Source organism: Polaribacter sp., assembly GCF_965660385.1.
In the GTDB taxonomy this organism is placed as follows: domain Bacteria; phylum Bacteroidota; class Bacteroidia; order Flavobacteriales; family Flavobacteriaceae; genus Polaribacter.
This window is the reverse complement of the sequence record NZ_CBFHZT010000037.1, coordinates 1-22615: the sequence shown is the minus strand read 5'-3', so window position 1 is coordinate 22615 and position 22615 is coordinate 1. Positions and strand designations below refer to the sequence as shown.

General features: G+C 30.1%; 26 protein-coding genes. 14 read left to right on the top strand and 12 right to left on the bottom strand.

Going from position 1 to position 22615, the window contains the following annotated elements:
• Positions 1–476: aminotransferase class I/II-fold pyridoxal phosphate-dependent enzyme (locus ACTG3V_RS11255; RefSeq protein WP_439132263.1), on the top strand; the 476-nt coding region annotated here is incomplete at its 5' end.
• Between the two features lie 3 nt (positions 477–479).
• Positions 480–1625: a permease gene (locus ACTG3V_RS11250; protein ID WP_439132262.1), complete on the top strand. Its 1146-nt coding sequence runs from the start codon at positions 480–482 to the stop codon at positions 1623–1625.
• Positions 1626–1627: 2 nt separating this feature from the next.
• Here ACTG3V_RS11250 and ACTG3V_RS11245 read toward each other — a convergent pair whose 3' ends face one another.
• Entirely contained in the window at positions 1628–3058 is a 1431-nt protein-coding gene (locus ACTG3V_RS11245) for an SLC13 family permease (RefSeq protein WP_439132261.1), read from the bottom strand.
• A 432-nt stretch (positions 3059–3490) separates the two neighbouring features.
• The gene (ahcY, locus tag ACTG3V_RS11240; protein WP_439132260.1) at positions 3491–4804 is read right to left on the bottom strand and encodes an adenosylhomocysteinase; all 1314 of its coding nucleotides are present in this window, start codon (positions 4802–4804) and stop codon (positions 3491–3493) included.
• A 64-nt stretch (positions 4805–4868) separates the two neighbouring features.
• Here ahcY and ACTG3V_RS11235 point away from each other — a divergent pair, with 64 nt between their 5' ends.
• The gene (locus tag ACTG3V_RS11235) at positions 4869–5495 is read left to right on the top strand and encodes a 4'-phosphopantetheinyl transferase family protein (RefSeq protein ID WP_439132259.1); all 627 of its coding nucleotides are present in this window, start codon (positions 4869–4871) and stop codon (positions 5493–5495) included.
• 33 nt (positions 5496–5528) lie between these two features.
• Here ACTG3V_RS11235 and ACTG3V_RS11230 read toward each other — a convergent pair whose 3' ends face one another.
• Positions 5529–6686, bottom strand: coding sequence for a sensor histidine kinase (locus tag ACTG3V_RS11230; protein ID WP_439132258.1), 1158 nt, complete (start codon positions 6684–6686; stop codon positions 5529–5531).
• Between the two features lie 77 nt (positions 6687–6763).
• On the opposite strand from ACTG3V_RS11230, the gene ACTG3V_RS11225 reads away from it, so the two are divergent.
• On the top strand, positions 6764–7624 hold the full coding sequence (locus tag ACTG3V_RS11225) for a flavin reductase family protein (protein ID WP_439132257.1): 861 nt from the start codon (positions 6764–6766) through the stop codon (positions 7622–7624).
• Between the two features lie 13 nt (positions 7625–7637).
• Positions 7638–8006, top strand: coding sequence for a DUF3127 domain-containing protein (locus tag ACTG3V_RS11220; protein ID WP_439132256.1), 369 nt, complete (start codon positions 7638–7640; stop codon positions 8004–8006).
• A gap of 185 nt (positions 8007–8191) precedes the next feature.
• Here ACTG3V_RS11220 and ACTG3V_RS11215 read toward each other — a convergent pair whose 3' ends face one another.
• Entirely contained in the window at positions 8192–8428 is a 237-nt protein-coding gene (locus ACTG3V_RS11215) for a DUF1456 family protein (RefSeq protein ID WP_397444577.1), read from the bottom strand.
• Positions 8429–8447: 19 nt separating this feature from the next.
• A complete protein-coding gene (locus ACTG3V_RS11210) occupies positions 8448–9065 on the bottom strand; it encodes a YqaA family protein (protein WP_439132255.1) in 618 nt (205 codons plus the stop codon).
• A 126-nt stretch (positions 9066–9191) separates the two neighbouring features.
• Between ACTG3V_RS11210 and aat the strand changes: the two genes are divergently transcribed.
• Entirely contained in the window at positions 9192–9845 is a 654-nt protein-coding gene (aat, locus tag ACTG3V_RS11205) for a leucyl/phenylalanyl-tRNA--protein transferase (RefSeq protein WP_439132254.1), read from the top strand.
• Positions 9846–9874: 29 nt separating this feature from the next.
• Here the strand turns inward: aat and ACTG3V_RS11200 are convergent, their stop codons facing one another.
• The 4 genes from ACTG3V_RS11200 to ACTG3V_RS11185 all read right to left on the bottom strand — a co-directional run bounded on the left by ACTG3V_RS11200 (position 9875) and on the right by ACTG3V_RS11185 (position 14200).
• Positions 9875–11719: a cystathionine beta-synthase gene (locus ACTG3V_RS11200; RefSeq protein ID WP_439132253.1), complete on the bottom strand. Its 1845-nt coding sequence runs from the start codon at positions 11717–11719 to the stop codon at positions 9875–9877.
• A gap of 235 nt (positions 11720–11954) precedes the next feature.
• Positions 11955–12359, bottom strand: a complete 405-nt coding sequence (gene mscL, locus ACTG3V_RS11195) for a large conductance mechanosensitive channel protein MscL (RefSeq protein ID WP_439132252.1) — start codon at positions 12357–12359, stop codon at positions 11955–11957.
• A gap of 53 nt (positions 12360–12412) precedes the next feature.
• Complete coding sequence (gene alr / locus ACTG3V_RS11190) at positions 12413–13513, bottom strand: alanine racemase (RefSeq protein WP_439132251.1); 1101 nt, start codon at positions 13511–13513, stop codon at positions 12413–12415.
• Positions 13514–14200: a thymidine kinase gene (locus ACTG3V_RS11185; RefSeq protein WP_439132250.1), complete on the bottom strand. Its 687-nt coding sequence runs from the start codon at positions 14198–14200 to the stop codon at positions 13514–13516.
• A 93-nt stretch (positions 14201–14293) separates the two neighbouring features.
• On the opposite strand from ACTG3V_RS11185, the gene ACTG3V_RS11180 reads away from it, so the two are divergent.
• The 5 genes from ACTG3V_RS11180 to ACTG3V_RS11160 all read left to right on the top strand — a co-directional run bounded on the left by ACTG3V_RS11180 (position 14294) and on the right by ACTG3V_RS11160 (position 17463).
• Positions 14294–15145 (top strand): hypothetical protein, encoded by an 852-nt coding sequence (locus ACTG3V_RS11180; RefSeq protein WP_439132249.1) that lies wholly within the window; start codon positions 14294–14296, stop codon positions 15143–15145.
• Positions 15146–15325: 180 nt separating this feature from the next.
• Complete coding sequence (locus ACTG3V_RS11175) at positions 15326–16303, top strand: glycosyltransferase family 4 protein (RefSeq protein ID WP_439132248.1); 978 nt, start codon at positions 15326–15328, stop codon at positions 16301–16303.
• A gap of 21 nt (positions 16304–16324) precedes the next feature.
• Complete coding sequence (locus ACTG3V_RS11170; RefSeq protein ID WP_439132247.1) at positions 16325–16591, top strand: type II toxin-antitoxin system ParD family antitoxin; 267 nt, start codon at positions 16325–16327, stop codon at positions 16589–16591.
• Between the two features lie 6 nt (positions 16592–16597).
• Positions 16598–16903 (top strand): type II toxin-antitoxin system RelE/ParE family toxin, encoded by a 306-nt coding sequence (locus ACTG3V_RS11165; protein ID WP_439132246.1) that lies wholly within the window; start codon positions 16598–16600, stop codon positions 16901–16903.
• 89 nt (positions 16904–16992) lie between these two features.
• Positions 16993–17463, top strand: coding sequence for a DUF4252 domain-containing protein (locus tag ACTG3V_RS11160; protein WP_439132245.1), 471 nt, complete (start codon positions 16993–16995; stop codon positions 17461–17463).
• A 130-nt stretch (positions 17464–17593) separates the two neighbouring features.
• On the opposite strand, the gene ACTG3V_RS11155 is transcribed toward ACTG3V_RS11160, so the two are convergent.
• Positions 17594–17938 carry an arsenate reductase family protein gene (locus tag ACTG3V_RS11155; RefSeq protein WP_439132244.1) on the bottom strand — a complete coding sequence of 115 codons (345 nt, stop codon included), beginning with the start codon at positions 17936–17938 and terminating at the stop codon, positions 17594–17596.
• A gap of 42 nt (positions 17939–17980) precedes the next feature.
• Here ACTG3V_RS11155 and ACTG3V_RS11150 point away from each other — a divergent pair, with 42 nt between their 5' ends.
• The 3 genes from ACTG3V_RS11150 to ACTG3V_RS11140 all read left to right on the top strand — a co-directional run bounded on the left by ACTG3V_RS11150 (position 17981) and on the right by ACTG3V_RS11140 (position 20601).
• Complete coding sequence (locus ACTG3V_RS11150; RefSeq protein ID WP_439132243.1) at positions 17981–18436, top strand: DinB family protein; 456 nt, start codon at positions 17981–17983, stop codon at positions 18434–18436.
• Positions 18437–18614: 178 nt separating this feature from the next.
• A complete protein-coding gene (locus ACTG3V_RS11145) occupies positions 18615–19751 on the top strand; it encodes a cystathionine gamma-synthase (protein WP_439132242.1) in 1137 nt (378 codons plus the stop codon).
• A gap of 145 nt (positions 19752–19896) precedes the next feature.
• Positions 19897–20601, top strand: coding sequence for a hypothetical protein (locus ACTG3V_RS11140; RefSeq protein ID WP_439132241.1), 705 nt, complete (start codon positions 19897–19899; stop codon positions 20599–20601).
• Positions 20602–20692: 91 nt separating this feature from the next.
• Here ACTG3V_RS11140 and ACTG3V_RS11135 read toward each other — a convergent pair whose 3' ends face one another.
• Together ACTG3V_RS11135 and ACTG3V_RS11130 are read right to left on the bottom strand one after the other, a co-directional pair.
• Positions 20693–22261 carry an Ig-like domain-containing protein gene (locus ACTG3V_RS11135; RefSeq protein WP_439132240.1) on the bottom strand — a complete coding sequence of 523 codons (1569 nt, stop codon included), beginning with the start codon at positions 22259–22261 and terminating at the stop codon, positions 20693–20695.
• Between the two features lie 105 nt (positions 22262–22366).
• Positions 22367–22615, bottom strand: a 249-nt coding sequence (locus tag ACTG3V_RS11130; RefSeq protein ID WP_439132239.1) for a ComF family protein, incomplete at its 5' end; no start/stop codon positions are given.

Here is a 22615-nt window from a genome sequence, read left to right as displayed (position 1 = left end):
CTATGAATACGTTAGTTGCAGAAGGTAAAAATGTAATTGTTGCCAGAACTTTTTCTAAAATTCATGGAATGGCTGGTTTACGAATTGGTTATGTTATTGGTAAAAAAGAAACGTTAGATGTAATTTCTGAAATTACAAGAGGCGGAATGGGTATTACAGGGCCATCTATTGCTGCAGCAACTACAAGTTTAGAAAATACCGATTTTTTAGATATGTGTAAAACTAAAATTGCAGATGCAAGAGCGTACACTATGTCTTATTTAAAAGAAAACAATTATTCTTATTTACCATCTGAAACCAACTTTATTATTTTTGAAATCCCAATGGAGGGAAAAGAATTCTTAAAAGAAATTTACGGGAAAAGAGTTGCTGTAAGAGCTTTTAAATTCTGGGATAAAAATTGGTGTAGAGTTAGTATTGGTACTATGGACGAAATGAAAACCTTTACCAACGCAATCACAGAAATTTTTGCCTAATTTATGGATGGTGCTTTACAAAAAACCATTTCTTTTCTACTTTTTATTTTTATAGGATTCCTCTTAAAAAAGAAGATTTCTACAGGAGATGAAACTCGTGGTATAAAAAGTTTAATCTTAACATTAGCGCTACCAGCAACAATTTTTATTGCACTTTTAAAGGTTAAAATAGATGGTAATTTAATTTTATTTCCGTTTTTAGCTTTGGGGTTTAATATTGTATTATTTGCAATTACACCGCTTTTATTAACTTTAATCGGCATAAATATCAATTCTAAAAAAGGGAGAAGTGCACGTATACTAATCCCTTCTTTAGCTCCAGGTTTGTCTTGTTTCCCATTTATTTTAGAATTTTTGGGTGATGCATCTTTGGCTAAAGCTGCCATGGGCGATTTAGGAAATAAGTTTTTTGTGCTTTTTTTATTGTATTTGGTGGCTCTAAAATGGCATTATAAAAATGCTGATTTTGAGGCAAATTCTCTAAAAACGAAACTAATATCTTTGGCAAAAACCTTGTTATATGAGCCTGTAAATTTGTTTATTATTGTTGCCTTAGTTTTGGTTTCTTTTGGTATTACTTTAGATAAATTACCCAATTATTTATCTATTACATTAACGAGATTAAGTTATATAATGACGCCTTTAGTACTAATTTTTATTGGGTTAGCAGTGAAAATTAAAAAGCGACAGTTTTTTGAATTATCTTCTTTACTGCTATTAAGAGCTGGTTTTACGTTGCTTTTTATTGTTGGTATTGTGTTTTTTGCAGACATTACTATAAAGAAAGATATTTTAGTAATGATTGCTTTTACTTTAAGCGCTTGTAGTTTTTGGCCTTTTGCACATATATCTGCTGTAAATTTAAAAGAAAAGACAGAAAATACAGCAGAAAAAACCTTTGATGCTAATTTTGCCTTATCCATTTTAGCGTTATCATTGCCAATTTCTGTGATTTTAATTTTAGGCATTTTAACTGCTGGAAATACATTTACGGAAATGAAAAATCTACTGTTATTAGGAGGAATTCTATTTTCAATAGGACTTGTTTATCCTATTTTTCTGAAATTAAATACGCGTATTAAGTCAAGTACTGATAATGAACATGAGTCTTCAAAAAATAATTCTTTAGAGTTTTCTAGCGATAAATAGAACTAAAAAAATAGAGGTATTATAAATTGATAATACAAAATCAATAACCCAACAGCAATACAGTTTAAAATAACTCCTGCTTTTACCATTTGATTCACTTTTACATATCCACTTGCAAAAACAATAGCATTAGGTGGTGTTGCCATTGGCAACATAAAAGCACAACTACTTGCCATAGTTACTGGTATTAATAAGTTTAAAATAGGAATATTTAAACCAATTGCAATTCCTGCTACAACAGGAGCTAAAACAGCAACCAAAGCTACATTGCTCATTAATTCTGTCATAAATAACATTAAGACAATCAGTAAAGAAACAGTAAATAAAATATTGAATTCTCCTGCTGCAATAGTATCAGTAATTAAAGCCACTAAACCAGAAGAGGCCATGCCTTTGGCAAGGGCCAAACCACCACCAAATAACAGCAGAATTCCCCACGCTAATTTGCTGGTGTCATTCCATTCTAGAATAAAAGTTTCTTTTTTAAAATTAAGAGGAATTGCAAACAACCCAACTGCACCTATTAAACTGATGATGGTATCTGATAGTTTTAATCCAGGGAAAAAAGAATTTATTAAGGTTCTAGTAACCCATAAAAACACAGTAATGGCAAAAATGGTGAGCACTCTTTTTTCTTCGGATGAAATTTTACCTAGTTTTTCTAGTTCATGTTCAATTACATTAGCTGATGCTGTAAATACAATTTCTTTGCAAGGAAACATCCATTTTACAAGGACAAAATATACTGCTGCAATCATTAAAATAGAAAATGGTAGTCCAAAACTCATCCAGGTTACAAATGATATTTGTATATTATATTGATTTTCCAAAAGCCCAATTAAAACGGAATTTGGTGGTGTGCCAATTACAGTGGCAATTCCACCAGCATTTGCTGCAAACGCAATGCCTAACATAATGCTCAAAGCAAAGTTTTTATCGCCTTTTGTAAATCCGTCTTTGTCATCTATTAAGAGTTTTATTACGGAAATGGCTATGGGTAGCATTACTACTGTAGAAGCTGTATTACTAATCCACATACTCATAAAAGAAGTGGCTAGCATAAAACCCAACACTACTTTTTCTGGAGTTGTACCTGTTCGTTTTACAATGGTTAAGGCAATTCTTCTGTGTAAATTTACTTTTTCTAAAGCCAAAGCCAACACAAAACCACCAAAGAATAAAAAGATAATAGGACTCCCATAATTAGCGCCAACATCTGCTATTGGCATTACTTTTAATAGTGGAAATAAAATTAGAGGTAACAAGGCAGTAACTGCAATGTTTACGGTTTCTGTAATCCACCAAATCACCATCCAAACAGCAACTGCAATTACTGCATCTCCTGTTTCTGAAACCAAAGTGATTGGTAGAAAATTGATGATAAAAAATAATAGTGGCCCTAAAAGTAATCCTATTTTTTTAGATGGTTGCATTTTAGTTTATTAGAAATCTTAAATCGTAAAAATAACATTAAATTTAATGATAATTTAAATAAACATCTCGATACAAATTTGATGAAAAATCAAATTCACTCGATGTGACAATAATCTTTAATCTTTAAAAACACTAAAAGCTTTTTCGCGTTAAGGATTGAACGACCTGTTTGAGCTCTTTTTTATGCTAAATTAAATGAAACTTATTACTGAAAATAGTGTAACAACTAATCAAAATGTAGAGATTCTGAACTAAATTCAGCATAAAAAAAGCGAGTAGTGAAAGCCTGTTAAAACGCCCAAAAGAGATTTCTCAATCGTTCATTCTTCTCTCATTTCGAAATGACAGGTAAAAGAAAACCCTCGCAATTAATGCAAGGGTTTTGTATCTAAAAGCGAAGCAATCTAAAAATCTTACTTCTAATAATCTAATTAATAACGATAATGCTCAGGCTTATAAGGACCTTCTACAGTTACACCAATATATTCAGCTTGGTCGTTACGTAATTCCGTAAGCTCTACACCAATTTTTTCTAAATGTAATTTTGCTACTTTTTCATCTAAATGTTTTGGTAACATGTATACTTTATTTTCGTAAGCATCTGCATTGTTCCAAAGCTCCATTTGTGCCAAGGTTTGGTTGGTAAATGAGTTGCTCATTACAAAACTTGGGTGACCAGTTGCACAACCTAAGTTTACCAAACGACCTTCTGCTAATATGATAATGTCCTTACCATCAATAGTATATTTATCCACTTGAGGTTTGATTTCTACTTTAGTATCACCATAGTTTTTATTTAACCAAGCAATATCTAATTCGTTATCAAAATGCCCAATATTACAGATAATGGTTTTGTCTTTTACACCTTTAAAGTGCTCAGCTTTTACGATATCTTTATTTCCAGTTGTAGTGATAATGATATCTGCATTACTCATAACAGTTTCTAATTTCTTTACTTCAAAACCGTCCATTGCAGCTTGTAATGCACAAATTGGGTCGATTTCTGTAACCGTAACAATAGAACCAGCACCTTTAAAAGAAGCAGCTGTACCTTTACCTACATCTCCATAACCACAAACTACAACACGTTTTCCTGCTAACATAATGTCTGTTGCTCTACGAATTGCATCAACTGCAGATTCTTTACAACCGTATTTGTTATCGAATTTCGACTTCGTCACAGAATCGTTAATATTGATTGCTGGCATTGGTAATGTTCCGTTTTTTACACGTTCGTATAATCTATGAACCCCAGTTGTAGTTTCTTCTGATAATCCATTGATGCCTGCTGCCAATTCTGGATATTTATCTAAAACCATATTGGTTAAATCTCCACCATCATCTAAAATCATATTTAATGGCTTTTTGTCTTCACCAAAAAATAAGGTTTGCTCTATACACCAATCAAATTCTTCTTCGTTCATACCTTTCCAAGCGTAAACTGGTGTACTTGTTGCAGCAATTGCAGCAGCAGCTTGATCTTGTGTAGAGAAAATGTTACAAGAACTCCAAGTAACCTCTGCACCTAACGCTTGTAAAGTTTCAATTAAAACCGCAGTTTGAATCGTCATATGCAAACAACCTGCAATTCTTGCGCCTTTTAATGGTTGAGCATCTCCATATTCTTCTCTTAATGCCATTAAACCTGGCATTTCTGCTTCTGCCAATTCAATTTCTTTTCTTCCCCAAGCTGCTAAAGAAATATCTTTAACTTTGTAAGGTACGTATGTTGTTGTTGCGCTCATATTTATGTATATTTATGTTCTAATTTTTGCGATTGCAAAGATACAATATCCTTTTTGAAAACCTATGGCTCTTTACAAAACATTAACGGTTACACCTGCTACTAAAGTGTTGATTTGGAAGATAGAAGAAACTATCGATGAATTAAAAGCTGGAATAACCTTGACTGAAAATAGTGAATCTCGATTAAATTCGATGAAATCTGAAATTCATAAAAAGGGGTTTTTATCAATTAGGCATTTGTTGAAAGAAATAGGACTAACTGATGCTGACTTACAGTATGATGAATTCGGAAAACCGCACTTAGATAAAGGACGATTTATATCCATAACACATTCTTTTGGTTTTACAGCTATTATATTTTCTTATGAATCTGTTGTAGGAATTGATATTGAAAAACAACGCGAAAAGATTTTAAAAATAGCACATAAATTTACGCCCATAGAAGAGTATAATACTATTGCAAATGTTGATGCAAAAATTAGTAAATTAACCATTGTTTGGGGGGCTAAAGAAAGTTTATATAAAATTTACGGAAAGAAAAAACTGTTGTTTTTACATCATATTTATATCAAAGATTTTAGTTTCGCTGATGGAAAAACTTCTGGAGATATTCGTTTTAATGGTGAAGAGAACTCATATCTTATTGAATTTTTAGAATTCGAAGGCTTTACTTGTGTGTTTGCTTATTGATGAAAATGGTAGGTTTTACCAAAATCTCTTTTACTACACTTTATTCAATAAAATTTGAAAGGTAGTTCCTTTATCAATCTCAGATTTTTTCACGAAGATTTTTCCATTATGATAATCTTCTATAATTCTTTTAGATAGGGATAAACCTAAGCCCCAACCTCGTTTTTTTGTTGTAAATCCTGGTTTAAATATTTGTTTATATCGTTTTTTAGATATTCCTTTTCCAGTATCTGTAACTGTGATTTTTATTTTCTTTGAGACATTTTCTATTTGTAAAGTCAATTTTCCTTTGCCTAACATGGCATCAATAGCATTTTTAATTAGGTTCTCTATAACCCAGCCAAACAATTCAGTATTGAGGTTTGTAAAAACTTCATCATCAGAAGAAACAAATGAAAAAGAAATTTGTTTAGAACTGCGTGATTCTAAATAATCAAAAGCCTGCTTTGTAATAGCAACAATATTTTCTTTCTTAAGCGCTGGTTTAGAGCCAATTTTAGAAAAACGATTAGCAATGGTATTTAATCGATGCACATCTTTTTCAATTTCCTCTATGTACGTTTCATCTACTTTTTCCATCTTTAAAATAGAAATCCATCCTAAAAGTGATGATAATGGTGTGCCAATTTGATGCGCAGTTTCTTTCGCCATTCCTGTCCAAAGTTTATTGGTTTCAGCAGCTTTACTAGAACTGTAAAACAAATAAATAACGGCTAAAAAAAGCACGAGAATTAATATCAATGCTAAAGGATAATAGGTGAGTTTGTTTAATAAATCTGAATCTCTGTAGTAGATGTAATCTGTTTTTCCTAAATAATCAACCCTAATGGGTTGATTTTGACTTTTCATAATTTCTAACTGCGCTTTTAAGTATTCAGGGTCATTTTCTTTTTTAGGATTTAAGTTGTTAGAACCTTTAATTTTTCCATCAGCATTAACTAAAATAAAAGGAATATCTTTAGTTCTACTGATGATTGAAAGTGGTAATCCAGAAATATTTTTATCTAATTCTTCAATACTCTCTGTGTTTAATTCTTTTATAGCTTCTCCATGAATTTCCATTTTATCTCTTTCAGCCTGTTTAAACTTTTGAAAAAAAGTATAGGTATTCCAAAGAATTAAAGCTACGATTACAAAAGACACCAGTATTGTAATGCGTTTAAAGATGAGCGTATTTGAGAAAAATTTCATTAAAACAAATATAAAGGTTTTGTGTATATAACTCATTTCAAGATTTGATAGTATCTTTACTAACAAATTTTTTAATTATGCTCTCTATAGATCCAAAAAAAATATCAACTCCAAAATTACATGGTTATTTATTAGGTGCAGTAGCTCCTAGGCCAATAGCGTTTGCAAGTACTATTGATGCTGATGGAAATCCTAATTTATCCCCATTTTCTTTTTTTAATGTGTTTGGTGCAAATCCGCCAACAATGATATTTTCACCTGCTAGAAGCGTAAGAAATAATACAACAAAAGATACTTTAGACAATGTAGAAATAACCAAAGAGGTTGTCATTAATGTTGTGAATTATGCTATTGTACAACAAATGTCTTTAAGTAGTACCATGTATCCTAAAGGCATAAACGAGTTTAAAAAATCTGGCTTAACCATGCTAAAGTCTGATTGTGTAGCACCTTTTCGTGTTGCAGAATCTCCTGTGCAGTTTGAGTGTAAAGTAACCGACATTGTTTATACAGGAAATGAAGGAGGAGCAGGAAATTTAATTATATGTGAAGTAGTGAAAATTCATATTAATGAAGCTGTTTTAGATGAAGATGGAGGTATTGATCAATACAAAATTGATTTGGTAGCTAGAGCAGGAGGGAGCTACTACTCAAGAGCAAGAGATGGTTTTTTTGAAATTCCAAAACCAATTGCTACATTGGGTATAGGCGTAGATGCTATTCCATCAGAAATTAGGAATAGTAACATTTTAACAGGAAATAATTTAGGCATGTTAGGCAATGTTGATGAACTACCAAATGCAAAGGCTGTTGATAACTTTGCAAAAGAACATCCTGAATTTATAGGGTTAGAAACTTTAAAAAAACATACATTTGCTCAAGAGTTTTTAAAAATAAATGATGTAGAAAGTGCTTGGAAAGTGCTTTTAGTTAAATAGTTAAGTTTATAGTATGGAAGTTATAGGAAAAATTAAATTGATTGGAGAAGTACAAACATTTGGTTCTAACGGATTCAGAAAAAGAGAAATGGTAGTTACTACTGATGAGCAATATCCGCAAATGATTATGATTGAGTTTATACAAGATAAAACAGATTTGTTAAACAGTTATAAAGTTGGGCAAGATGTAAAAGTATCTATTAATTTAAGAGGTAGAGAGTGGATTAATCCACAAGGAGAAGCAAAATACTTCAATTCTGTTCAAGGTTGGAGAATTGAGAATTTATCTCAACAAGGTGCTCCAAGTAATTTACCTCCTGTAGATCAATTTGAGCCAGCATCTAATGTATCTGATGATGAGCCAGATGATTTACCATTTTAAAAATTAAATCATCGAGACAAGACTTTTTTGAGTTAAGATAATAAGATAAAAAAAGAGTGCAAATTTTAAAATTTGCACTCTTTTTTTATGAGTTTATTTTTAGCAAAAATATCACAAAGTCTCTTTAATTGTAATATAATTTTAAGCTAGCATCTAATCATCTAATCATCTAATCATCTAATCATCTAAGATTTCTTAGGCATTGGTCCACGTAAATGAATAATCAATCCGTTTAAGAAATTTCGTAAAAACTGATCTCCACATTCTACATATTTTGGGTGATCTTCTTTTCTAAAAATAGCACCTAATTCGCCTTTAGTAACTTTAAAATCTACCAAAGCACAAATTTCAATAATATCAGTATCACGCAATTTATGTGCTACCCTAAGTTTTTTAAAAATATCATTATTTGTTAATCCCATAACACAAATATAATTGTTTTTAGTGTACAACTTTAAAAATTGCCCAAGCATAAATGGCAAATCTTGCAAAACGAAATAAACCAAAAAATACCACATTTTTAAAAGGATATTTAATCATTCCTGCAGCAACGCAAGCTATGGAAAAAGGTAGTGGTAGTAAAGCACCAACTAAAATTAAAATACCTCCCCATTTTTTAGTATTTGCCAAATTTTTAGCCATTTTCACCTCTAAATACTCTTTAACTGAGGCTATTTTTAAGGTCATTCTACCCAAAAAGTAGGAAATTAACCCCCCAGAATAAGAGAGTGTAGCTAAAATAGTCAAGTTTACTATCGGTGTTTCAGTTTTTTTTGTCCAAGCAATAAACATTTCTGGAGGTATTAAACCCAATAAAGTTTCAGAAATAAAAAATACACTTAAAACAGTAATCCTAGAAAAGGTTTCCGTAAAATGGCGTAAACCATCATTAATATTATAGACGTATTTGTTAAATAAGAAAATAACCAAAATAACCCCTAAAATTGGTAAAATGGCACTTTTAAGGTTTTTACCTACAAAAGCATAAAAACCAGTACGTTCATAATATTTATGAATTAATTTAAATTTTTTTCCTTTTGATTTTTCTCTTTTAGCCATTAACAGGTATCATTTAGCAAAAATGATTTGCAAAAATAGTGACATTTTTTTGATATATTTCTTTTATATCACACATTAACGTAATTTTTAAGAATTTGTTAATTTTGCTTTTTAAAATTTTTAAAATTGATTTGGCTTACCGATAAAATTTCTTTCCCAGATTATAAATTTGCAACTTCAGAGGGCGTTTTAGCCTTGGGTGGAGATTTATCTGAAGAGCGTTTAATTTATGCCTACAAAAATGGAATATTTCCTTGGTTTTCTGAAGGCGAGCCCATTGTTTGGTATTGCCCTCCAGAGAGGATGGTTTTGTATCCTGAAGATTTAAGAATTTCAAAATCAATGCGTAAAATCATCAAACAAAATGAGTTTATCATAACTGAAAATAAAGCTTTTAATGAGGTGATTTATAATTGCAAAAATATTGATAGAAAAGATGGCTTTGGAACTTGGATTACAGACGATATGGAACAGGCTTACATCAACCTATGTAATAGTGGAATAGCAAAATCTATTGAGGTTTGGAGACCTTCTTACAACGCACAAGGTACCCAAAAAATGGAGCTTGTTGGTGGTTTATATGGTGTAGAGATTAACACTGTTTTTTGTGGGGAAAGTATGTTTAGTAAAGTTTCTAATGCCTCTAAATTGGCTTTTATCCATTTGGCTAAAAACAAAAATTATAAGTTGATAGACTGCCAAATTTATAATGAACATTTGGCAAGTTTAGGTGCTAAGGAAATTGAGAGAAACTTATTTTTAGAGATTTTAAAATCTTAATCTACCTAAATATTTAATTTAAAATTCATTTAAATTTTCTTAACAAAATCCGAAAATACTTTTTTGTGTTGCTCAAGATTCATGTTTCCAGAAAGCGAAGCACGAACAATGTAATCTTTATCTCCTTCTTTGGTAGTTCCTTGGGTTGAAGTTGCAGGTATTGTCCAATAACAACCTTTTAGTTGTCCATAACTTACACAAAATTTACTTTCATTCGGAATTTCAGTTATCATTTTATTGATTAATTTTAAGTTCAATGCTCTTTTGTAAGTCTCTTTTTCTTCATCAGAATTTCCTTTGGTTGGCAGGTCTAAAGAAAAAACAGAAGGCATAAAACCTTGCTCTGCCAAATTTTCGGAAACAAAATTTATTTTAGCATTTGGCAGTGTTTTTTGAATAAAGTTTACAAATTCTTTGGTATTTATATACGCCTTTTCAATTCTCTTATTCATAGAAGGCATTTGGTTGGCTAAAATTTCATATTGTTGATGCGTAGCTTCATTGTCACAAAGTTGTAAATGAAATTCTATTTTTTCCATTAAATTTTGCGTTGTGGTATTCCCTACACAATAACCAGCCGTACATTTTCCACCACTTGGAAATTTAGAACCACTTGCATACGATATTGTTCTAACTTCAGAAAGAATTTTACCATCACCTAAAAAGTGTACATTAGGGCAAAAGGTTTGATCTAAAATAAAAACAGGGTCTATAGCAGTTACACCTGTTTTTGTAGTTCTTTTTTGAATTAAAACATTTCTTAAATCTTTTAAATTTGGCACTTCAACTCTTGGGTTTGTAGGTATTTCTGCAATGATGTATGGAATAGCGTCTTGCTCTGCAATTTTACTTAAAGCTGTATCTATACTTTGCACCATATCATGATTTCCATCAACAGGTAAATCTACAATTTCAACATTTTCTAAACAGGCACCTACTCTTCTTGCTTGGTCGTTTGTACCTCCATAACAGTTGGGTGGTACTATAAATTTAATGGGTTTTTTAGGATGACGTTCTTGAGCGTCATCAATTAAACCCATCATAATTGCATATTGTATTGATAATCCGCTTGAAGCTACTAATGGATTTGAATTGGTACCAGTAATTTTTTGAATTGTTTGTAAAACAACCTTCTTGTGTAATGAGGTGTTTTTATCTTCTGAAATTGTGGTTTTATGATCAACTAAAGATTGTAAGCAAGTAAGTGAATTGAAAGGTGTCATTGCAATAGTTTCTCTTCTTCTTACATGTTGAATTTCTGAAATATAGCTGCTGTTTTTAGTTCCATTGATCAATACAATGCTTCCTACATTTGAGTTGAAATTAATGAAAAAATCAATATTTGAATTCTCTTTAAAATAGATAATATCATTTTTTTGGGAAACAAAAATGGTACTTGCATCATTTTTAGTTACCTTATCTAAAGACTGTATTTTTTCGATTGTAAACTGATAACCATAGACTTTTCTAATAATTTCTGTATCAAAAGAATCAGGTAAGGTGTCTGTATAAAAAATTTGTGTTTTTTTATGGGCTAATGCGTTTTTTCTTAAAATGGCTAAAATGGGTGCTGTTTGCGATGAAAAACTAATAATATTTTTTGGCTCTTGTTGGTTTAAATTTGCAATTGTCCATTCTAAAATACAAGATAAAGGGTGTCCTAAACGAATATAATCGTAAGCAGTTGGTAAATTTTCTAAAGCATTTCTTTTAGCATTATTACTTTTAAATAGGTTTGAAAATTGGTCTAAAAATTCAGTTTTAGCTAAAGATTCATTATAAATATCAAGTCTGTGTGTAGTTAAATTTACCCAATTTGTAGGCATGTTTTTCAACACTTTTGTAATATAATTAAGTACTTTAGTTTTCTGCATAGTTTTTACTTTACATTTAGAGGTTAAAGATACGATATCTCTATTTTGGGAGTTGAAAGAAAAGTTGAATTCTTAATTTTTCAATTTTTGTTACTTTCTGCTAACCATTTATCACTAACATTTGTGCTTTTATTTAACATTAATTCTGCCAGTAGTAGAATAAATATTTAATAAAGGCAAAAAAAATCCTGAACAAAGGTTCAGGATTTGTGCACATTTATTTAAAAAAGTAGCATTATTTTTTTGCCAATAAATCTCTAATTTCAGCCAATAAATCTTCTTGACTTGGTCCTTTTGGAGCTTCAGGTTTTGGCTCTTCTTTCTTTTTAGTAGCATTAATCCCTTTAATGATCATAAACATTACAAAAGCCACAATAATAAAGTCGATTACGTTGGTAATAAAATCACCATATAAAACAGCAACTTCACCTACAATTTTTCCTGTTTCATCAGCAACACCTTCTTTGGCAATCCATTTTAAATCTTTAAAATCAGCTTTAAAAATTAAGCCAATTAAAGGAGACACAATCCCTCCTGTAAAAGAAGTTACTACTTGTTTAAAAGCAGCACCCATAACAAAACCTACAGCAATATCAACAAGGTTTCCCTTCATTGCAAAAGCTTTAAATTCTTTCAACATTCCCATTTATCTTTGATTTTTAATTTGTTAGGCTGTAAAAATACTAAAAAATATTAAAGTTTTAACACTTTGTTAACACGTTGAGAAATAGCTGTTAAAGTCTCATATACAATCGTTTCAGAAATAGACGCTATGTAATTTAGCATATTTTGATGATTAAAAATGATAACTTCATCGCCTTCTTTACAGTCAATTTTGGTCACATCAACCATAATCATATCCATACAAACGTTACCAATAATTTTTGCTTTTTGTTTATTGATAAGTACATAACCTTTTTTATTACCTAATTTTCTTGACAAACCATCTGCATGACCAATTGGAATGGTAGCAGATTTTGTTGGACTTTTTGCTACAAAAGCTCTATTATAACCTACAGTTTCTCCAGGTTCTATAAGATGTATTTGAGAAATTATAGATTTTAAATTATGCGTGTTTTTTAGTTGGGCAGTTTCATTTTTGTCGTTACCAAAACCATATAAACCAATGCCAATTCTTACCATATCAAACTGGGCTTTTGCAAAATTTACAACGCCAGAAGTATTTAAAATATGCAACATTGGTTTGTAGCCTAAGTGCTTATAAAATTGCTGTGCAATAAACGCAAAATTATTAATTTGGTTGATGGTGAAATCTTGCTCTTCTAAATCTTCACTGGCTGCCAAATGAGAAAATAAAGACTGTACTTTAATATGATTTGTTTTCTTTAAATCAGCGATAATTTTAGGAATGTCTGTGTGCCAAAAACCCAAACGATTTAGACCTGTGTTAAATTTTATATGAATGGGATAATTCATCAAAGGAATTTGATCTGCTAACTCTAAAAAAGCATTAAAAATTTTAAAATTGTATAAATTCGCTTCTAATCGATAATCAACAATAGCTTGTAAATTTGGTATTTGAGGATGCAAAACTAAAATAGGTGTCTTTACGTCAGCTTGGCGCAAAGCAACGCCTTCATGAGTATAAGCCACAGCAAAATAATCAACTTTATCCTGTAAAAATTTAGCTACTTGAACACCATCAGAACCATAACCAAAAGCTTTAACTACGGCTAAAATTTTGGTGTCAGCATTTAATTTTTTTTTAAAATAATTTAAATTGTGGAGTAAAGCATTTCCATCAATTTCTAAAACGGTTACGTGATTATTCATTTATTCTGAACATGTTTCAGAATCTGTCAAATTAGATTCGATATTTGTTTTTTGAGATTTCTCAACTTCGTTCGAAATGACATTCGTATTTTGTAAAGTTTCTTTTTGTTTCTGTTTAACAGCCTTATAGTAAGCAGCTCTGCTTAAAGGTTCATATTCTTGAGTTTCGCCCAACATAACTAATTTGTCATTTTGAGCTTTTCGAAAACTATAATGAGCTAAATTCCCTGTATGTGTACAAACAGCATGCACTTTTGTTACGTATTCTGCTGTTGCCATTAAAGCAGGCATTGGGCCAAAAGGATTTCCTTTAAAATCCATATCTAAACCAGCAACAATTACGCGAATTCCTCTATTTGCCAAATCATTACAAACAGCCACAATTTCATCGTCAAAAAATTGCGCTTCATCAATACCAACTACATCAACATTATTTGCCAATAAACGAATGTTTGAAGAAACAGGAACTGGCGTAGATCGAATTCTAGAATCGTTATGCGAAACCACTTCTTCGTCATCATAACGTGTGTCTACAGCAGGTTTAAAAATTTCTACTTTTTGCTTGGCAAACTGTGCACGTTTTAAACGACGAATTAATTCCTCTGTTTTGCCAGAAAACATAGAGCCACAAATTACTTCTATCCAACCAAATTGTTCTGTATGATTTACGGTATTTTCAAGAAACATTTTGTAATTTTAGGCGTTATATTGTTAGTCTATTTTCGGCATCTACAAATTTAGGAATAAATCATAGTAAAATTGAACATCAACAGAGAACTTATGCACAAAAAATTAGAAGCAGATTTAATTAGTTTAGCACACAGCATTTTAACTATGAAAAATAAAGATGATGTGTTTGCACTAAAAGAAAAATCGAAAGAAGTTTATGAAAAGCTCTCTATGCTGGCTTTTGTAGAAGAATATGTAAATACAACTCCGAATTTAGAAACCACAAAAGAAGATTTGGTAACACAAGTAGCTACAGCTTTTGAAGCTAAAGAAAATTCGGTTGAAAAAGCATCATTAACCAAGGAGGAAGTTGAAGAAAACGTTGTTCATAATTTAATGGATGAGTCTAATGATACTGATGTAAATTTAGAAATTCAAAAAACAGCAAACGAAGTTATTGAGCAACCTTTTGATGAATTAGAAGAGTTGATGTTTTCTTCTGATGAAACCATAACAGAGCAAGAGGCTGAGGAAAGTGCATCAAAAATTACAGAATCTAAAGATTCAGAAACCGAAATTAAAACTAAAGAAGATGCACCAATTACCAGTGATGTTGTAAAAGTAGAAGAGCGCAAAACGATGTCTTTAGAAGAAGAACTGCAAGATATTGTTTCTGTTGATGTGATGGCTGATTTGTTTGAAAATGCTCAGCCAAAGTCTTTAAACGATAAATTGGCTGCTAATATTCAAATTGGTTTAAATGATAGAATTGCTTTTGTAAAACACCTATTTAACAATCAACAAGAAGATTACAATCGAGTAATCTCTCAGTTAAATACGTTTAAATCAGAAAAAGATGCAACAACATTTATCAAAACTTTAGTGAAACCCGATTACGATTGGTCTGATAAAGAAGCTTTAGAAACTCGATTTTTGGAAATTGTAGCGCGTAAATTTGCCTAATCCTTAAAGATCTAAATCGCCATTAACTTTTTTCTTTGCTACTCAACCAAAGTAAACTTAAGAAACCTGTAATTCAAAATGATTTCGCTACAAATTAAAAATAACAAGTATAAATTTTACATACTACTTTTCTATTTTTACACAATTACACCATCAACCTAACAATTTTATTATTTTTTGATGCCCATTTTAATTCATACGCATTTTCATAAACGCAAAACTGGCGTAACCAGAAGTATAGAAAATGTACTGCCTTTTTTTGATGACGATTTTGAAACCTATGTTTACGGTTCTAATATTGATGGAAATCATTTAAGTACCTCAAAATTAAAATCCATATTATTTTCTGATGAAAAAACAGTGGTACATTGCCATAGAAACAATGAAATCTTAAAAATGCTTTGGTACCGAATTTTAGGAGCAAAGTTTTTTTTAGTAGCTACAAGGCATGCAGAAACAAAACCATCAAAATTAACGAGATTTTTATTAAAAAAATCAGATCAAGTAATCACACTAATACAAAGCATGAGCAATAATTTGGGTATAAAAAATACCATAGTTGGTCATGGAGTTCGAGTTAGCGAATTTGTGCCTAAAAAAAAGGTGTGGCTTAGAAATATAGATCAAGAAAATATTATTTTAAATGCAGGTAGAGTGCGAAGAGCAAAAGGGCAAATTGTGCTGCTACAAGCTGCAAAAGTTTTAAAAGATCATAAAGATTGGGCGTTAGTTATTGTTGGGCAAGTAGATAAACCTGAGTTTTTAGAAGAGTTAAAAACTATAGTAAAAAATCATGAAATTGAAAAACAGGTTTACTTTGTAGCCGAAACTAGAGAAATTATCAAATATTATCAAGCCTCAAGAATTGTGGTTGCACCAAGTTTTTCTGAGGGTTTTTCTTTGGTAACTGCAGAAGCAATGGCTTGTGAGTGTTCTGTAATTGCTACAAAAAATGTAGGTGTCCATTCAGAAATCATCACCCATAAAAAAAACGGTTATTTGTTTGAAGCTGGCAACAGTAGTCAATTGCAAGAAATATTATCACAAAAAATAACAGGACAAATACCAATGTTAGGTGCAGCAGCAAGAGAAGAAATCGTAAAAAATTGGAGCGCAGAAAAGGAATCAGAAAACTTAATGAAGGTTTATAAGGGTTAAGAATATCCATATTTGCTAAATATGGATGTTTTTTATATTTTTGTTAGAAATGCAATTATTATGAATGTAAGTTTTACTAAAAAACAGGAAGAATATATAAATGCTCAAGTTGAAACAGGAGAGTATCAAAATAACAGCGAGGTAATAAGAGATGCTTTAAGATTACACAGTGTTTACAGGGATAAAGTTATCAAAGATTTAAGGATGGAAATTGAAAAAGGTTGGAAAGGATCTCCAAGTAAACGTAATGTTTTAGATATTATAAAAAGTAAGTCATTAAAAAAATAATAATTTATGACTCATAATTTGGAAAGTTATGAATTATCGATTGAAGCGGATTTTGATTTAGAAGAAATTTTTGATTATACAGAAAAAAAACATAGTTATGAACAAGCTATAAAATATTTGACTGAACTCGATTATGTATTTAATCAGTTAGTCTTTAATCCGGAAATTGGGAGAAAAAGAGATGAAATTAAACAAGGTTTATATTCAATTACAGAACAAGAGCATCTTATTTTTTATAGAATTCTACTAAATCGTATAAGAATAATCAGAGTTTTGCATGGAAGTAAAGATATCCTCAGAAATTTTAAATAAAAATTTTAGTTTTAACAATAATAATAAAGCAAAAAATTACAATTGTAACAAAACAAATCGTTAATCGTCTACAAAGAAAACTAAGTATTATGAAACGATTAACTTTTATTATTTGTGCACTTTTTATGATGAGTGCAGTTGCACAAGAAACCACGTTTAAAAATTTTTATAAAAAACATAAAGCACAATCTGCTTTTTCCATAAACTTAAACGCTTCTTTTGCAGGCTCTTTTTTAAGTGATGACAATCAAGACGATTTAAAAAAACTACTAAAAAAATCAGGAGATTTTAAATTGATGGTCTTTAATAATGAAGATGCTTCCGTTTCTAAAGATTTTAAAAAGTATGTAAGAAAGTACAAATTAAAAACTATGGCTCGTGTAAAAAGTGATGGTAGTAGAGCCGCTTTTTACATTTTAGAAAATAATGATATTGTGAAAGAAATTATCTTACAAGCCAATAGCGATAGTGACCAATTGGTATTATTTGGTTTAAAAACCAATTTAACTAAAGATGAATTGGCAGAAATGATGTCTAATGCTAACATCAATATAGATTAAAACCAAAAGAGCATTAATTATCTTAAAATAAACCAACTTGTCATTTCGACCTTTATGGAAAAATCTTAATGATTTAGAGATTTTTTCTACTCCATTTCATTTTGCTCAAAATGACAGGTTTTACTTATTTTTAAAGCGCTTCTTTTAAACTTTCGATTACTTTTTTACTATTTCCGATAAATATTTTACCTTCAACTATAAAAACAGGGCGTTTTAAAAACGTATATTCCTTTAGCAAATACCTTTTGTAATCAGTTTCAGATAAATCCTGATTCTTTAAACCCATAGATTTGTATAATCTTGCACGTTTATTAAACAAGGCTTCATAACTTCCAGAAAGAGCATACATTTCCTCTAGTTGTGTCTCAGTAATGTTATTCGATTTTATTTCTTGAAGCTCAAATCCTTCAGTATTTACTTCTTTTAAAATTCTTTTACAGGTATCACAAGTTTGCAAAAAATAGACTTTCTTCATTTTTAATCAATTATATTTACAGTATCAAAATTACGCATAAAAATGAAAGAACAGTTTGATGTTTTAAGAAAATCTAGAGAATTAGTAATTAAAGAATTAGAAGGCTTAACCTTAGCCGAAATTCATAAAACTCCAGAAGGTTTTAAAAATAATATTGCTTGGAATGTAGCGCATTTAGTGGTTACACAACAATTATTGCACTATAAACTATCAGGCTTAAATCCTTTATGTCCAGACGATTTGATTGAAGCGCATAAAAAAGGAACATCACCAACAAAAACTTTTACTGAAGAAGAATTTGAAGAAGTAAAAGAATTGTTAGTAGGCTTGCCAGATACTTTAGAAGAAGATTTTAATGCTGGTATTTTTGAGCATTACACAGAATATCCAACCAGTACAGGATTTGTATTGAGTGCTATAGAAAATGCAATTTCGTTTAACAATTTTCACGAAGGCATACATTATGGCATCATTAGATCTATAAAAAAGTTTTTGTAGAAGCTATTTCCAGCTTTCCACTATATCTTTTTTTCGTTCCTCAAAAAAGGATGTCGTTGCAATCTGGGCTAAGCTAGTTTGCCAACTTCTTGTACTGAACTTGTTTCAGAATCTGAAATTTGAATATGCTTTTAACTTTAGAAGTGCTAGTAAATACAGTGTTAAAAGAAACTATATAATGAAATTTAATACCAAAACCATTCATGGAGGTCAACAACCAGAGGAAACTACAGGTGCTGTAATGCCTCCTGTTTTTTTAACTTCTACGTTTGCACAATCTAGTCCTGGTGAACACAAAGGGTATGCTTATGCAAGAGGTACAAACCCTACAAGAACAGCTTTAGAAAAAAGTTTTGCAGCTTTAGAAAATGGTACAAATGCATTTGCATTTGCCTCTGGAATGGCTGCTGTAGATGCTGTGTTAAGGTTATTAAAACCAGGTGATGAGGTTGTAGCTGGTGATGATTTGTATGGTGGTACCTACAGAATGTTTACGCAATTGTTTGAAAAGTATGGATTGGTGTTTTCTTATGTTGATATGAATGTTGTTGGCAATGTTTCATCTGCAATTACCAAAAAAACAAAACTAGTTTGGTTAGAAACACCTACAAATCCGTTAATGAAAATAGCAGATATTCAAGCAATTTCATTGGCAGTAAAAGACATTAATACTACTATTTTAATTGCTGTAGATAATACCTTTGCTACCCCTTATTTGCAAAGACCTTTAGATTTAGGAGCAGATATTGTAATGCATTCTGCCACAAAATACCTTGGAGGTCATAGCGATTTGGTTATGGGAGCTTTAATGGTAAAAGATGAAATTTTAGCGAAAGAGTTGCATTTTATTCAATTTGCAGCTGGTGCTATTGCTGGCCCTATGGATGCATTTTTAGCACTAAGAGGTATTAAAACTTTGCATTTAAGAATGCAAAGACATTGCGAAAACGGAAAGGCAGTAGCCGAGTTTTTAAAAAATCACTCAAAAGTTGGCGAAGTTTTTTATCCAGGTTTAGAAAGTCATCAAAATCATGAAATTGCAAAAAAACAAATGAAAGATTTTGGAGGTATGGTTTCTTTTAAATTAAAAGAAGCAACTTTTCGATTTTTAGAAAACACAAAATTATTTACGTTGGCAGAATCATTAGGAGGTGTAGAAAGTTTGGTAAATCACCCTGTAAGCATGTCACATGGATCAATTCCAGAAGCAGCGCGTTTAAAAATAGGAATTACAGATTCTTTAATTCGTTTAAGTGTAGGTGTTGAAGATATAGACGATTTGTTAACTGATTTAGAACAAGCCTTAAATGTATAGTTTTATCATACAACAGAATAGATAATTTATTTTATAAAGTATTGGGTTTTTTAGAACCAAATAGTTAGTATTGCTGAATAAAGGTGATTGAAAAAATAAAAATAAACCAACCTAATTATATAATTATAAGTCATTTACCAAAAATATGAAAAAAAATATTTTAAGAATATTATTAATAATTAATGGAATTTTAATTCCAATTTTTATTATTTACGTTTTAGGAAATGTTTTGATTGAAAAATACAATGATTATACTTTTTATAATTCTGGAAATTCAAATTTGGAAAGTTTAGAAATTAAAGGCCCAAAATATAAAATAAAACAGAGTTCTTTAATTGGAATTCCGAATTCCGAAAATTATATAGTTGCCGAATACAAAAAAGAGAATGACAAATATGGAATTTTAGAAGAAGAAATTAATTTACCCTATGAAGTCCCAAAAAACACTTTCAACATAATTTTTTTAGATAAAGAATTTAATCAAATTAGAAAATTATTGAAAAACGATGCTTCAATAAAAAGTATGTTTATATCAAATACTTATTTATCTCACAATAAGGAAATGATGAATAAACTTTCTCGTTTATCTTTTTATATAGCAACAGAAGATACAAATAATGACGGAGAAATTAATAATAGAGACCAACATTATGTTTATGTTTCGGATTTGAATGGAGAAAATCTAACAAAAGTAAGTGACCGAAAAGTGAAACAATATGAATGGGTAAATGAAAATAAGGAAATCTTATTGAATTTTGTGACTGAAAATAATTCCGAATTAGAATACGGACTTTATAATATTGAGAATAAAACAATAAAAGAAACGAAAAACAAAACCAAAGAATTATAACAACAATATTACAAGGTTGTAAATTGCTTTTAAGGAAAGTGTTAAGCTAAAAATAGTGGAGTAAAAGCAGTGTTTTTTTCTTACAGTTATGTTAATCTATTACAAAATTTTGTTCTAAAAAATAATTAGCTCTAAGCGCAATATTATTAATTTCTGCATGGTAAATAATTCTTTCAGCTAAACGTTTTTTAAGGTAATTACCAGTATCCCATTTATTGTTTTTATTTTCGTCTACAATTGCTCTAATGGTGTATTTTTTGGGTTCTAGTAAATCGAAAACTACCTTGGTTGAGGTTGTAATAATTTTACGGTCTATAACTACATCTTGTTGATTTCCTGACAAGATTTCAATAATTACATTTTTGTTGTTTTCGTTATTTACGTTCATTGTAATTCTTCCATAGTCCTCAAATTCTTTAGTGTTAAAATTGTATGAAAGTGTATCGTTTTTTATTCCAAAAACGTCATTAAAAGCATTTGGTAAGGCTTTAAAATTGTATTTTTCTTCTGGATTTTTGTCAAAAATAAAACCAATTTTATTTTCTTTTTTAGACGCTAATACTTTGTAGTTTACAGCAATTGTGTCTTTATCAAATAGGCTAATTTTTGTAGTATCAATCTTTACAATAGGGTTGTTACTGGTTATGAAAAAGGTGTCTCTAAAATGCAAAATATTTCTTACAGACGATTCTATTAGTAGGGAATCTAATTTCTTTTTACGTAATTTTACAGTAACAGTGTCTAAAAACTCGTTGTTTGCAATTGTAAAATTTAAAGAATCTACATCAATGGGCGTAAACCAATAATTTAAGGTGTCTTTATCTACCATAAATTTAGAAACACTTTTAAATGTATCTGGTACTTTAGAGAGTAAATTTACTTTTAAATCTTTAGCCTTTCCTTTAAAACCAAATTCAATTTTACCTTTTGTAATTTCTTTACCTCTTTTAAATTCGTAAGGTAAATTTTCTTTAAATAAAACAATGGGTTTTGCAATAATACTATCTTTAGGAAGCTGAATGGTATCAGAAATAAAACCTATTTTATCAGTTTCAGGATTAAAAATATAATCATTAATAGGTTCTTTTAACGCTATCATTAGGTAATTACCTTTTCTTAAATTTGTAAACTGAAAATTGGTGGTATCTAAAGTACTTGTAATATAATTAGGTTTCTTTTTATAAATAATAGAATCTGTAAAAGCAGTATCAATTCTATATAATAAAACATTAACATTTGTAGGGGTTTCTAAAAGTTTAGAGTCTTTTATTTTTCCAGATGTAGTTAAAGAGTCTATATAATCTCCAGTAGAGAAAACATATTTAAAGTTATCTAATTTATTACCCTCATTATTATCCTCTACAGCATTACCAAAATTTAAAATATAGGTGGTGTTTTGTTGTAATGTGTCTAAAATTTCAATTTTTACTTCTTTACTAGCTGTTCCTTGAGGTGTAATTACTGGTGGACTTTTCATAGGTGGAGAAACCACAAACTGTTTATTAATGTCCTTTAGTTTTATAAACTCATCAAATTCTAATTTTATTTCTTTTTTATTAAAATTAATGCTTTCATAAGGTGGTTTTGAAGTAACAAAAAGAGGTGCGTCTTCATCTTTTGGACCACCATCTGGTCTTCCAGTTCTTGCGCAGTTTGCCATAAAAAACAGCATTATACTAAATAATAAGCATCTATATAGAAATTTCACGAAAACAAATATTTTATACAAATTAACGATTAATTTTTTAAAATCAAATCATAAAATTTACTCTGTATAGGCCATTGTTAAGATGCTAATTTTACAATTATGTGATGTTGAAAACTCTTTTGCACAGGCCTCTAAAGTGGCACCAGTTGTAATTACATCATCAATTAGTAAAATATGTTTGTTGTTAAATTGATGTGGATTTTTTACATGAAATTTGGTTTCAATATTGCTAAAACGTTCAAAACGAGCCTTAAATGTTTGTGTTTTTGTAGATGATATCCTAATTAATTGATGTTCAACAAACGG